Consider the following 12,700-nt stretch of genomic DNA (forward strand, 5'->3'; position numbering starts at 1 on the left):
GGCCTTCGGGCGTCGTCAGGTGATCAGTGGTGCTTGTTCTTGCGCGGGATGAAGTGCACGACCGTGACGACGACCGCGCCCACGATGGTGCCGACGATCGCCGAGCCCAGGGTGTCGACGAGCCAGGTGAGCACGCCCCCGACGACCGGGACGCCGTGCACGCCCGACTCGAGGAAGTGCAGCAGGTCGTAGGGCCCGTGCCACCCGAGGTCGTACGCGCCCTGGAGCAGGATGTGCCCACCGACCCACAGCATCGCGACGATGCCGACGGTCGAGATGACCGCCATGACGCGCGGCATCGCGGTCACGAGGCCGCGCCCGAACGACTGGACCCACCCCGTGCGCTGCCGGGCGAGGTGCAGGCCGATGTCGTCCATCTTCACGATCAGGCCCACGATCCCGTAGACCAGAGCAGTGATGAGCAGCGCGACGACCACGAGGATGATCGCGCGCGACCAGAACGCCTCGTCGGCGACCTCGTTGAGCGCGATGACCATGATCTCGGCGCTGAGGATGAAGTCGGTGCGCACCGCGCTCGACACGACCCGGTCCTCGTCGACGGCCTTCTTCGCCGCCGCCTCGTCGATCGCCTCGCCGTGCTTGCCCGAGATCATCTCCCAGAGCTTCTCGGCCCCCTCGAACGCGAGGTACGTCCCGCCGACCATGAGCAGCGGTGTCAGGAGCCACGGCAGGTACTGGCTGAGCAGCAGCGCCGCCGGGAGGATGAACAGGAGCTTGTTGCGCAGCGAGCCCAGGGCGATGCGCTTGACGACCGGGATCTCGCGCTTCGCGGCCAGACCCTCGACGTACCGGGGCGTGACCGCGGTGTCGTCGATCACGACGCCGGTGGCCTTGACGCTCGCGCGCCCCGCGGCGGCACCGATGTCGTCGACGGAGGCGGCCGCGAGCTTGGCGAACGCCGCGATGTCGTCCAGGAGTGCTGCGAGTCCGAAGGCCATGAGGTCTCCACGAGGCCCGTGTCGCCGCCCACGAGCCCTGAGGTCGGGAGTCGACGCGGCTGTAGCGCATCGTATTCCCTCGGACGGGCGCCCGTCTCGGGGCGTCCACCCGAGAGCACGCCGGCTCGTCGACGCCCGACCCGGCCCCCTGCCCTGGTGGCGTGTGACGCGATCGGTCGCACCGCCGTCGGGCAGACGATCTAGGCTGGTCCACATGGCTAACCACTACGACGTCGTCGTCCTCGGCGCGGGTCCCGGCGGCTACGTCGCCGCCATCCGCGCGGCCCAGCTCGGCCAGTCCGTCGCGATCATCGAGGAGAAGTACTGGGGCGGTGTGTGCCTCAACGTCGGGTGCATCCCCTCCAAGGCGCTCCTGCGCAACGCGGAGCTCGCCCACCTGTTCACGCACCAGGCCGACTTCTTCGGCATGACCGGTGACGTGTCGTTCGACTTCGGCAAGGCGTTCGACCGCAGCCGCGACGTCGCCGACGGCCGCGTCAAGGGCGTGCACTTCCTCATGAAGAAGAACAAGATCACCGAGTACGACGGCCGCGGCACGTTCCGCGACGCGAACACGATCGACGTCGCGCTGTCCTCGGGCCAGACCGAGACCGTGACGTTCGCGAACGTGATCATCGCGACGGGCTCGAAGGTCCGCCTGCTGCCGGGCGTCGAGCTGAGCGAGAACGTCGTCACGTACGAGAAGCAGATCCTGACGCGCGAGCTGCCGCGCTCGATCGCGATCGTCGGCGCGGGCGCGATCGGCATGGAGTTCGCGTACGTCCTCAAGAACTACGGCGTCGACGTGACCATCATCGAGTTCCTCGACCGCGCGCTGCCGAACGAGGACATCGAGGTCTCCAAGGAGATCGCCAAGCAGTACAAGAAGCTCGGCGTGAACATCCTGACGTCGACCGCGGTGCAGACTGTCACTGACAGGGGAGCTGGTGGCGGCGTTGTTGTGTCCTACAAGGGCGTCAAGGACGACAAGCCCGGCTCGATCGAGGTCGACAAGGTCCTCATGGCCGTGGGCTTCGCGCCCAACGTCGAGGGCTTCGGCCTCGAGAACACGGGCGTTGCGCTGACCGACCGCGGCGCGATCGCGATCGACGACGTCATGCGCACCAACGTGCCCCACATCTACGCGATCGGTGACGTCACCGCGAAGCTCATGCTCGCGCACGTCGCCGAGGCGCAGGGAGTCGTCGCGTCCGAGACCATCGGCGGTGCCGAGACCATGACGCTGGGCGACTACCGCATGATGCCGCGCGCGACGTTCTGCCAGCCGCAGATCGCGAGCTTCGGCCTCACCGAGCAGCAGGCCCGCGACGAGGGCTACGACGTCAAGGTCTCCAAGTTCCCCTTCACGGCGAACGGCAAGGCGCACGGCCTGGGCGAGCCCACGGGCTTCGTCAAGCTCGTCGCCGACGCCCGCTACGGCGAGCTCCTCGGTGGCCACCTGATCGGCCCCGACGCGTCCGAGCTGCTGCCCGAGCTCACGCTCGCGCAGAAGTGGGACCTCACGGCGTCCGAGCTGGGGCGCAACGTGCACACGCACCCGACGCTGTCGGAGGCCGTGCAGGAGGCTATTCACGGGCTCGCGGGGCACATGATCAACTTCTGACCCGGTTGGTGGGTCGGGCGTCGATCGCCTGATCGGAGGCCCGGATCTGCGGATTTCCGCAGGTCCGGGCCTCTTCGTGCGTTTCAGGGGAGCCCAATTCTCACGATCCAGAACCTCAAGGTCGCGGGGCTGCTCGACTCCGAAGGGGGCAGGGACCGGGCGACCAGCCAGGAAGCACTGAGACAACTGCTGAAGCGGACCTTGCATGCTGGGGATCACATCGTCGGAGTTCGGCGGCCTAGATCGAGGCTCTTCTTGGGCGGTCCGCGACAGCCTGGCGTAACTCCCGACAACGTGCGGACCTGTGCGGCAACAACGTACGCCCGGGCACGCGTCAGGTGGCCTCGGACCTAGTTGGTTGGTTCGGTGGCTTCGAGCACGAGCGACTCAAAGTGCGCGGTCATCGTGGGATTGCCCTTGGTCAGTTTGCGGATTGTCACCTCGTCAAGCCCGCGGTCCGCGACGTCAAGCCGCTGTGTCCACAGTCGCATGGCTTCCTTAACTTTCTCGAGGTTGGCGATGGCGGTATCGATCGTCTTGATCGCAACCTCATACTGGTTGCGAGCCTTTCCGACCCGCATCTTGAACGAGTCCTGGAAGCCCTTGAGGGTGGTCTCAAAGTTTGTGATGTCGATGTTCTGTGCCTGGATGCGCTCCAGTTCGGTGCGCACCGTGATCGATGCCATCCCACAGTCCTCCTCGCGTCGGGGCTGTCGATCGGGTGAATTCGATGGCGACTGCGCTGTCGGTCGTAAACAGGGAAGGGGCGATTCACCGCGCGGTGCCGTGGTGCCCCGCGTGGACGTGCTTGGCTCCGGGGTGCCCCGTTCGCGCCACTGGGGGTATCGCCGGGGAAGCAGGAATGTGCGACGATCCCCGGCATGACGATGAGGCAGCGCCCGACGGCGCCGGAAGGGTTGGCCCCACCCCGTTGGGTTCGGGAAGCAGTCAGGGAGTCGAGCCGTACCGGCCGGGTCTTGGATCACGGATTCTCCGATGCCCAACTCAAGTCGGTATGGTGGACGTCTCGGCTTACCGAGGCCGGTCTGGCTGACGGGACCTCTCCGATGATCACGTTCCCCTCGACTCGTGAGGACGGGACGGCGGTGCTGACCCGGGCGGACTTGTTCGCCATGTCCGCGGATCTCCGCAGCAAGGGGCGGCGAGGCCGGGACGAGCAGTGGCTGCAGTTCCTGTGGCATGTGCTCGCCTGGGGTTCTGGGCCGTCGCGGCGGAACAATCGCGCGCGAATCGACGCCTTCGCGGATCCCGTGACGCGAAGAGATCGCATCGGCTATCTGCGCGAGGCTGCCGAGCGGGTGTGGAAAGAGGACGTGCGGGGGGCGTACGGCGCGCTCGTCGAACCGGGACGGGGCCGTATCCCTGGGCTCGGGCCGGCTTTTTTCACCAAGGTGCTGTACTTCCTTGGCGGTGACGCCCCGCAGGAGCGTCGCGCCGTGAGGTGTCTGATTCTCGATGCGCGCGTCGCGACGTCCCTCCGTAGTTGCGGATGGGAGTCGCTTCCGAAGGGCAACTACAACTGGTTCACCGACACGTACGTGTCCTATTGCGGACTGTTGTCGAGATGGGCTGACGACTTGAGCGTTGCGGTCGGCCGCACGGTCGAGGCCGACGAGATTGAACGGGCGCTGTTCGCCGGACCCACCTGATATGTGGCGAGCTAGCCGTGGCTTCGCACCATCCGAACCTCGCTCACACCGTCGTCCACCTTCGTCACGCCGTCGGGCTTGAAGCCCTGCTTCGCGTAAAACGCCTGGGCTCGTGGGTTGGGATCTGCGACCCAGAGCCCGGCCGAGGTGCAGGCCGGGAGGACGGCCTCCATCAGCCCACGTCCCGCGCCGCTGCCGTGGAACGCTCCCAGCAGGTAGAGGACGTACAGCTGGGTGTCCCACGCGACGTCGGCTTCGGTGGCTGGTCCAGCGAGCGCGATGCCGACCACTGCGCCGTCGGACTCGGCGACGGCAGCCCGGAACGGCTCGTAGCGCTCCTCGGTGAGCACGGCATTCCAGAACCGCCCGCGTGCCGGCAGCAGGCCCGGGTCGTCGAGCACCTCGTCACGCATCAGGCCTCGGTAGGTCTGCCGCCAGGACTCGACGTGGACGTCGGCCATCGCGTCCGCGTCGTCGGGACGGGCCGGGCGGACGTGGAGGGGTGGACGCATCGGCCCAGGGTAGTGGTGCAGTGACGTCCGAGGATCCACCGCGCCCCCACCTGTCACTTGAGCTGTACGTGCCCCAGATACTCGAAGTGCGACTTCACGTGCTCGGAGACGTCGACGTTGACGAGCTTGTCCGAGGCGGGGGTGAAGCCCGTGAGACCGGCGGCGACCTGTCCCCCCTGCGCGACCCTGTAGACCACGTTCAGGACGTTGTCACGAGTCGAGTGGTACCCGTACACGGCCTCGTCGACCGAACCCGTCAGGTCACGCCAGTCGCTCTTGGCGCCGATGGCTGCGCCGAGCAGGTGGACGGACCGGATGCGCGGACCGCCGGGCTTGGTGCCCAGCGCCTCAGCCGCGACAGCCATCACTCGAGCGCCGAGGCTGTGCCCGATGAGCACATAGGACTCTGCCTCGGTCCGGGCGAGGAGGTCGCCGACGATGACGCCGGTCTTGTCGGCGCGGCTCTTCGCTACGTGCCAGGGATTCTTGGCTAGGTCGGTCGCAAGGAGCGCTGGTGCGATGGTCCGGCCGAGGAACTTCGCCCCGGCCTTGTGAGCAACGGCGGCGGCCCCCTTGACCGCTGTGGTGCCCCCGGCCTTCCCGATCAGGCCCGCGCCCATCACCCCGAAGTCCTTGAGCTCCTTGGCGCCCCAGCGCACGCGGTACACGGGGGAGTCGGGGTAGCGCCCGTCGACGATCGACTTCCACCCACCCCACTTCTCCTGGTCGCCCTCGGTGAGGAAGCCGTTGGACACGAGGACGGGCACGCCACCGCGGCCAGGACGTAGGAGCTCGATCCGGAACGACTTGTCCTCGCGGACGTAGGCGTTCGACACGGACGCACCGAGAGTGCCTCCGACGGCAGCGCCGACGGCGGTGACGACGGCGGTGCCTCCTGCCATGCCGAGCCCTCCGGCGGCGAGGCTGCCGCCACCGAGGACGGCGAGGCCGTGCGACGTCGCGGCCGCACCGGAGAGCCCGCCGAACATCCCGAGCGAACCGATCGCCCCGCCGATCGCCGGCGCGGCGAGAAGGGCGAGTGGTGCGCCGGCAGCAAGGCCGACGATTCCGACCGCAGCGATCTTGGACGCCTTGTTCAGGTCGGGCTTCTCGTACTTGAGGAAGTCCTCGTAGTCGTGCAGCTCGCCGAACGTTCCTTGGGCCTTCTCGAAACCGGGGATGTCATGGCGGTGCTCGGCACAGTACTGGGGGACACGGAGGGCGCCGCGGTCTCGGACCGCCATGTTCTCGCAACCGGGAGCCACGCACGGAAGGGTCGGTGACCCGCACGCCTGGCACACGTAGACGGGCAGCTGGCCGGCGGGCCGGTTGGACTTGCGATGCTCGGACTTGGCGAAGCACGACGAGCACCAGCCCAGCTTCGGCTCATAAGGTGAGACGTCGTCTGCGACGTCGGCGATCCACTGCGCGACCTTCGCATAGCCGTCGGCGCGCTTCTGGGCGCTCTTCTTGTTCTCCTCGGCCTGCTTGAGCGCAGCCTTCTCGCTCTCGCGGTCGGATGCAGCGAGCGCTTCTGAGTACGACGTCGTCCGCGCCACGTACCACGCCTTGGCGTAGGCCCACATGTTGCTGAGGAGAGCTGGATTGGTCTGCAGGACCCCACCGCTCTCAATCGTGGGGTCGAGGTCGGTGATGTCGCCGGAGAGGGTGAGTGTTGCGCCCTGGTCCGAGACGACCGCGACCGTGAGGCGCGTACCGTCGGCGACGTGGGCGTGAATCGAACCAGGCATGGTGGGATCGTTCCACAGCATCCGGTGGTAAATCAGCGCCGATCGGGTGAATTTGCACCTGTCCATACACAATGCTGCTGGAGCCCTCCGGCCACCCGCCTACCCGACGTCGCAGCCCACCTTCCGCACGACGGCGCGCTCCGTCGTCGGGCATCTTGGGTGCCGCACCCAGCGGCCCCCGGCATCACCCGATCCCGAACTCCCGCCGCAGCATCTCCCCGACCATCCCGGGGACGTCGACCGTCCCGGGGTGCAGCGCGTCGTAGACCTGCAGCCCTTCCCAGGTGGAGATGAAGAGCGCCGCGCGTTCCTCGGGTGAGGCGCCGGTCTCCGCAAGGACCCCGCGCTCGCGCTGCGACCGGATCATCCCGCCGATGATCGAGACCAGCACCTGGTGCCGCTGCTGGAGCACGGGCCGCGCGGGGTGCCCTTCGGTCCCCGCCTCGGCCGAGAGGGTCGAGAGGAGCTGCACCAGCCCGGGTGCTTCGCGGTTGCGTTCGGCGACGTGCACGAACCCGTCGGCGAGGTCCTCGGGCGTGAAGTCCGTGGGCATCTCGGGTGGCGCGTGCTGCGCGTCGTGCCACTCGATGACGGCCAGGAGCAGTGCGGTCTTGTTGCCGAAGTGGTGCAGGAGGGTCGAGTGGTCGACCCCGGCCTCACGCGCGATGCCTCGCAGGGAGGCTCCGTAGAACCCCTTCTGGGCGAAGGCCTCGGCCGCGCGGGCGACGATCGACTGCTTGGTCGCCCGCCCGGTGGCGTACCCGTCGGGTCGCCCCGTGGGGGCTGGTTGCTGTGTGGTCACGACGATCCTCTCCGAGGTCAGAGGCTACCCTCTCGCGTAATTCCACCAAGTGGTGGAGGTTGGGCTATCCTGGCGCCGTGCTCACTCCTGACGCCCGACGACGTGCCCGTAGCGAGATGACCCTCACCGAGAAGGCATCGCTCACCTCAGGCGCGAACTTCTGGAACACCAAGCCGGTCGACCGGCTCGGCGTTCCCTCGATCATGCTCACCGACGGCCCGCACGGTCTGCGCAAGCAGGGCGGGGCAGCGGACCACCTCGGTCTCAACGCGAGCATCCCCGCCACCTGCTTCCCCACCGCGGCCACGCTCGCCAACAGCTGGGACCCGGGCCTCGTGGAGCGCGTGGGCGAGGCGCTCGGCGCCGAGGCCGCCGCGGAGGACGTCAGCGTCCTGCTCGGTCCCGGCCTCAACATCAAGCGCAACCCGCTGGCGGGCCGCAACTTCGAGTACTTCTCCGAGGACCCGCTGCTCGCGGGCAGCCTCGCCGCCGCGCAGATCCGCGGTATCCAGTCCCAGGGCGTCGCCGCGAGCGCCAAGCACTTCGCGGTGAACAGCCAGGAGACGCACCGCATGTCGATGGACGAGGTCGTCGACGAGCGCGCGCTCCACGAGACCTACCTCGAGTCGTTCCGGATCGCGGTCACCGAGGGCCGGCCGTGGACCGTCATGAGCTCGTACAACAAGGTCAACGGGACCTACGCGAACGAGCACCGCGAGCTCCTCGACGAGATCCTGCGCAAGCAGTGGGGCTTCGACGGCGTGGTCGTGACCGACTGGGGCGGCAACAACGACCGCGTCGCAGGCCTGGTCGCGGGCAACGCCCTCGAGATGCCGTCGACCGACGGGGTGACCGACGCCGAGGTCGTGCGCGCGGTCGAGGAGGGGCGCCTCGACGAGGCGGTCCTCGACGCCCGTGTCGACGAGCTGCTGGCTCTCATCGCGCGCACGGAGCGCGCCCGCGAGACGAGCCGCACGCGCGTCGGCGCCGCGCGCACCGGGTCCGCCAGCACGCCCGACGGCGCCGCACCGGTCGACCACGACGCGCACCACGCGCTCGCGGTCGAGGCGGCGCGACGCTCGGTCGTCCTGCTGCGCAACGCGCGCGGGACCCTGCCGCTCGGGTCGCACTCGGGCCGCGTCGCGGTGATCGGCGACTTCGCGGCGAGCCCCCGGTACCAGGGGGCTGGCAGCTCGCTCGTGAACCCGACCCGGGTGGACGTCGCGCTCGACGCGCTGCGGGCGAGCGAGCTGGACGTCGTCGGCTACGAGCCCGGCTACGCACGCCGCGACGCGGGCCGGGGCGCGTGGGACTCGCCGTCGTCGGTGCGACGCCGACGCAAGGCCGTCCGCCTGGCCGAGCGCGCCGACGTCGTGCTGCTCTTCCTCGGCCTGGACGAGTCCGCCGAGGCCGAGGGGGTCGACCGGACCCACATGCGCCTCGCGCGCAACCAGCTCGCCCTCACGCGCGAGCTGACGGCGCTCGGGGTCCCGGTCGTGGTCGTCCTGGCCGGCGGCGCCCCCGTCGAGCTGCCGTTCGCCGAGCACGTCGACGCGATCGTGCACGGCTACCTCGCGGGCCAGGGCGGCGGGCAGGCGGTCGCCGACGTGCTGACCGGCGCGGTCAACCCGGCCGGTCGCCTCGCCGAGACGTACCCGCTGCGCTATGCGGACGTTCCGTCGTCGGCGACGTTCGGGCGGACCGAGGCGACGTCCGAGCACCGCGAGAGCATCTACGTCGGCTACCGCTACGCCGACAAGGTCGGCCTGCCCGTCCGCTACCCGTTCGGGCACGGGCTGAGCTACACCACGTTCGCGTACAGCGACCTGAAGGCGCGCCGGGAGCAGGTCACCGTCACGGTCACCAACACCGGGGACCGTGCAGGGACCGAGACCGTGCAGGTGTACGTCGAGGCGCCCAGCGCCGCGGAGGGCGCGTTCCGCGCGCCCCGCGAGCTCGCGGGCTTCGCGAAGGTCACGCTCGACGCGGGGGAGAGTGCGACCGTGACGGTCGACCTGGCCGAGCACGCGTTCGACGCCTACGACGTCGTCACGCACCAGTGGCGCACCGTGCCGGGCATCTCCACGGTCCAGGTGGGCGCCTCGTCGCGCGACCTCCGGGTGAGCGCGCCCGTCGAGATCGACGGTGAGCCGTGGACGCCCGGTGCGACCGCCCCTGGCGCCACGGCCCTGCCGCACTACGTCAGCGGCCGGGTGGACCGTGTCCCGGTCGACGAGTTCGCGACGCTCCTGGGGCGCACGCCCCCGGCCGCGGACTGGCCTGTCGGGCTGCCGCTCACGCGCGACGACATCGTCGCCCAGGCGCGGGGCCGAGGCGGTGTCGGGGGGCTGCTGGTCGGTCTCATCGACACCGCCGGGCGACTGCTCATGGCACTGGGCCGCCCCCTGGCGGCGAACAACACCCGCTTCGCGCTCGACCTGCCGTTCCGGTCGGTGTCGCGGATGAGCGCGGGCAAGGTCGACGACGCGATGCTCGACGCCCTGCTCGTGATGGTCAACGGCCGGTTCTGGGGCGGCATGCGCCGCCTCGTCCCGGCATGGCGTGCCCACGCGAAGGCCGCGCGGGCTCCGAAGAAGGACTGAGAACGATGGCGACACGCACAGAGATCAAGCGGGACGCGGTCGCGCGCGCACAGGAGCTGCGCGCGGCCAGGCGGGCCCGACGCGCCGAGCTGAAGGCAATGGCGCCGCAGGACCGCAAGGAAGCCCGGGCAGCCGACAAGGTCGCAGCCCGGGAGGCGAAGAAGAGCGCCAAGGCAGAGCGGGCTGCTGCCCGCGCCGGGATGACCCGCGCGGAGCGCCGCGAGGACAGGCGGCGCGCACGGATCAACCGCAAGGTAGAGCACCGTCCGCGCCGCGCGGTCGGGTGGGGCGTCACGGCCGTGGCCGTGATCGCGATCGGGGGACTGGTCGCGCCGTTCGCGAGCGCGTTCGGCCGCCTCATGTCGATCGAGTACGACTCGTCCTCCCCGGCAGGCGTGGCCGCCCGGGAGAACGCGGCCCAGGTGTCGGAGGACATCTCCGACGAGGGCATCGTCCTGCTCAAGAACGAGGACGACGTCCTGCCGCTGGCCGAGAAGTCCCTCAACGTGTTCAGCTTCGCGTCCTTCAACCTCATCCTCGGGGGCGGCGGGTCCGGCGGCAGCAACCAGTCGCAGGCCGTGCCGTTCTACGACGCGCTCGCCGACCAGGGGATCACGGTCAACCCCGACCTCAAGGCGACCATGGAGGACGCGGGCGCCAAGACCGAGACCGGTGGCGCCAACGGCCTCGTGCAGATCGCGGGCGCCATGCTGGGCGGCGGTGACGAGGGCGAGCCCGCTCCCGACTACCTGACCGACGACGTCATGGCCCAGGCCGCCGAGTTCTCCGGCACGGCCCTCGTGGTCGTCGGCAACGACGGCGTCGAGGGACAGGACATGAGCCCCGAGCAGCTGCGCCTGACCGACGAGCAGCGCGCCCTGTTCGACCGTGTCACGGCCTCGTTCGACGACGTCGTCGTGGTCGTGAACTCGGGCAACCAGCTGGAGCTCGGGTTTCTCGACGCGTACCCGCAGATCAAGTCCGCGGTGTGGATCGGGACCCCGGGTCCCCGCGGCGCGGTCTCGCTCGCCAAGGTGCTGACGGGGGACGTGAACCCGTCCGGCCGCCTGACCGACACCTACGCCTACGACGTCACGAGCGCCCCGGCGATCGAGAACGTCGGCGACTTCGACTACGCCAACGTCAAGCGCTCGTACATGGACTACGAAGAGAGCATCTACGTCGGCTACCGCTACTACGAGACCCGGTACGCGGGCGACGAGGCGGGCTACACCGAGGCCGTCCAGTTCCCGTTCGGGCACGGCCTGAGCTACACCACGTTCGAGCAGCAGACCGCCGCCCCGCGCGTCGAGGACGACACGATCAGCGTCGACGTCACGGTGACCAACACCGGTGACGTCGCGGGCAAGGACGTCGTGCAGGTCTACTTCTCGGCGCCCTGGACGCCGGGCGGCATCGAGAAGTCAGCGATCGAGCTCGCGGGCTACGACAAGACGAAGGTGCTCGAGCCGGGCGAGTCCGAGACCGTGACCGTCACGTTCGACGTGCGCGACATGGCCTCCTGGGACACCGAGGACCACGGTGCGTACCTGCTCGAGGCCGGGACGTACCAGATCTCGGTGCGCACCGACGTGCACACGCCCGTCGCGCAGTTCGAGCACGTCGTGGCCGAGGACGTCGTCTACGACACCGACGCCGACACGGGGTACGAGCTGACCAACCGCTTCGCCGACGCCGAGGGCGACCTGACCTCCCTCTCGCGCACCGACTGGGAGGGCACGTACCCGCAGGCTCCTGAGCCGGGTGCCATGGCCTCCGACGAGCTGCTCGCGCGCATGGACCCGCAGATCGAGCCTGCGGAGGGCGAGGTCCCGACCTACGGCGCCGACAACGGCCTCGTCCTGGCCGACCTGGCGGGCCTCGACCGTGACGACCCCCAGTGGGAGACGTTCCTCGACCAGCTCACGCTCGACGAGCAGATCGACCTCTTCGCCAAGGGCGCGTACCGCACGCACGAGGTCGAGCGCCTCGGCATCCCCGCGATGGACCTGCTCGACGGGCCGGCGGGTCTCAACTCGCTGTTCAGCCCGCTCGAGGCCGCCGCCTACCCGACGCAGATCGTCGTGGCCTCGACCTGGAACGACGAGCTCGCGTTCGCGCTCGGCGAGTCCGTGGGCGACGAGGCCGTCGCCTACGACATCGAGGGCTGGTACGCCCCGGGCATGAACCTGCACCGCTCTGCTCTGGGTGGGCGTGACTTCGAGTACTTCTCGGAGGACCCGTACCTGTCGGGCATGATGTCCGCCGCGATGGTCTCGGGCGCAGAGAGCAAGGGCGTGCTCACGTTCATGAAGCACTTCGCGCTCAACGAGCAGGAGGTCAACGCCCGCACGGGCGTGAACGTCTTCGTCGACGAGCAGGCCCTGCGCGAGCTGTACCTCAAGCCCTTCGAGATCACGGTCAAGGAGGCCGACCCGACCGGCGCGATGAGCTCCTTCATCAACATCGGCGGCACCTGGGCCGGTGGCAACGAGGCGCTCCTGCAGGACGTCCTGCGCGGGGAGTGGGGCTTCCAGGGCGTCGTCTCGACCGACGCGGTGCTCGGATCCTGGATGGATCCTGGTCTCGCGGCCCGCTACGGCAACGACCTCATGCTCGCGATGCTCCCCGGGTCGGACAAGGCCACCCGGGCCGCGGTCGAGGCGGACCCGGTGGGGGTCGGCAACGGCCTGCGCGAGCGCGTCCACACCATCCTCTACACGGTCCTGCAGACGAACCTGTTCGCCTGACTGATCCGGGCAGGGCTGCAGAACCCAGG

Annotated in this window: 9 protein-coding genes; 4 read left to right on the forward strand and 5 right to left on the reverse strand. The window is 69.4% G+C overall.

Annotated elements, in window-relative coordinates:
- Nucleotides 1-23: 23 nt before the first annotated feature.
- Nucleotides 24-959: a DUF808 domain-containing protein gene (locus ACFWFR_RS11680; RefSeq protein WP_377615939.1), complete on the reverse strand. Its 936-nt coding sequence runs from the start codon at nucleotides 957-959 to the stop codon at nucleotides 24-26.
- Nucleotides 960-1,173: 214 nt separating this feature from the next.
- On the opposite strand from ACFWFR_RS11680, the gene lpdA reads away from it, so the two are divergent.
- Nucleotides 1,174-2,583 (forward strand): dihydrolipoyl dehydrogenase, encoded by a 1,410-nt coding sequence (lpdA, locus tag ACFWFR_RS11685; protein ID WP_193720134.1) that lies wholly within the window; start codon nucleotides 1,174-1,176, stop codon nucleotides 2,581-2,583.
- Between the two features lie 350 nt (nucleotides 2,584-2,933).
- Here lpdA and ACFWFR_RS11690 read toward each other — a convergent pair whose 3' ends face one another.
- Nucleotides 2,934-3,269, reverse strand: coding sequence for a DUF2130 domain-containing protein (locus ACFWFR_RS11690; RefSeq protein ID WP_377623077.1), 336 nt, complete (start codon nucleotides 3,267-3,269; stop codon nucleotides 2,934-2,936).
- 201 nt (nucleotides 3,270-3,470) lie between these two features.
- Here ACFWFR_RS11690 and ACFWFR_RS11695 point away from each other — a divergent pair, with 201 nt between their 5' ends.
- Complete coding sequence (locus ACFWFR_RS11695) at nucleotides 3,471-4,253, forward strand: hypothetical protein (protein ID WP_377623082.1); 783 nt, start codon at nucleotides 3,471-3,473, stop codon at nucleotides 4,251-4,253.
- A gap of 11 nt (nucleotides 4,254-4,264) precedes the next feature.
- Here the strand turns inward: ACFWFR_RS11695 and ACFWFR_RS11700 are convergent, their stop codons facing one another.
- The 3 genes from ACFWFR_RS11700 to ACFWFR_RS11710 form a co-directional block, all read right to left on the reverse strand.
- A complete protein-coding gene (locus ACFWFR_RS11700; protein WP_377623078.1) occupies nucleotides 4,265-4,765 on the reverse strand; it encodes a GNAT family N-acetyltransferase in 501 nt (166 codons plus the stop codon).
- Between the two features lie 53 nt (nucleotides 4,766-4,818).
- A complete protein-coding gene (locus tag ACFWFR_RS11705) occupies nucleotides 4,819-6,516 on the reverse strand; it encodes a DUF726 domain-containing protein (RefSeq protein WP_377615934.1) in 1,698 nt (565 codons plus the stop codon).
- 184 nt (nucleotides 6,517-6,700) lie between these two features.
- A complete protein-coding gene (locus tag ACFWFR_RS11710; protein WP_377623079.1) occupies nucleotides 6,701-7,318 on the reverse strand; it encodes a TetR/AcrR family transcriptional regulator in 618 nt (205 codons plus the stop codon).
- Between the two features lie 77 nt (nucleotides 7,319-7,395).
- On the opposite strand from ACFWFR_RS11710, the gene ACFWFR_RS11715 reads away from it, so the two are divergent.
- Together ACFWFR_RS11715 and ACFWFR_RS11720 are read left to right on the forward strand one after the other, a co-directional pair.
- Nucleotides 7,396-9,921, forward strand: a complete 2,526-nt coding sequence (locus ACFWFR_RS11715) for a glycoside hydrolase family 3 C-terminal domain-containing protein (protein ID WP_377623080.1) — start codon at nucleotides 7,396-7,398, stop codon at nucleotides 9,919-9,921.
- A gap of 5 nt (nucleotides 9,922-9,926) precedes the next feature.
- Nucleotides 9,927-12,671 (forward strand): glycoside hydrolase family 3 C-terminal domain-containing protein, encoded by a 2,745-nt coding sequence (locus ACFWFR_RS11720; RefSeq protein ID WP_377623081.1) that lies wholly within the window; start codon nucleotides 9,927-9,929, stop codon nucleotides 12,669-12,671.
- Nucleotides 12,672-12,700: the final 29 nt, after the last annotated feature.

The sequence above is a fragment of the Oerskovia sp. NPDC060287 genome (assembly GCF_042726775.1).
In the GTDB taxonomy this organism is placed as follows: Bacteria; Actinomycetota; Actinomycetes; order Actinomycetales; family Cellulomonadaceae; genus Oerskovia; species Oerskovia merdavium.

What these genes read in the sequence shown, in the direction of transcription:
- ACFWFR_RS11680 (WP_377615939.1), bottom strand. Translation starts at nt 959, where the DNA reads ATGGCCTTCGGACTCGCAGCACTCCTGGACGACATCGCGGCGTTCGCC.
- lpdA (WP_193720134.1), top strand. Translation starts at nt 1,174, where the DNA reads ATGGCTAACCACTACGACGTCGTCGTCCTCGGCGCGGGTCCCGGCGGC.
- ACFWFR_RS11690 (WP_377623077.1), bottom strand. Translation starts at nt 3,269, where the DNA reads ATGGCATCGATCACGGTGCGCACCGAACTGGAGCGCATCCAGGCACAG.
- ACFWFR_RS11695 (WP_377623082.1), top strand. Translation starts at nt 3,471, where the DNA reads ATGAGGCAGCGCCCGACGGCGCCGGAAGGGTTGGCCCCACCCCGTTGG.
- ACFWFR_RS11700 (WP_377623078.1), bottom strand. Translation starts at nt 4,765, where the DNA reads ATGCGTCCACCCCTCCACGTCCGCCCGGCCCGTCCCGACGACGCGGAC.
- ACFWFR_RS11705 (WP_377615934.1), bottom strand. Translation starts at nt 6,516, where the DNA reads ATGCCTGGTTCGATTCACGCCCACGTCGCCGACGGTACGCGCCTCACG.
- ACFWFR_RS11720 (WP_377623081.1), top strand. Translation starts at nt 9,927, where the DNA reads ATGGCGACACGCACAGAGATCAAGCGGGACGCGGTCGCGCGCGCACAG.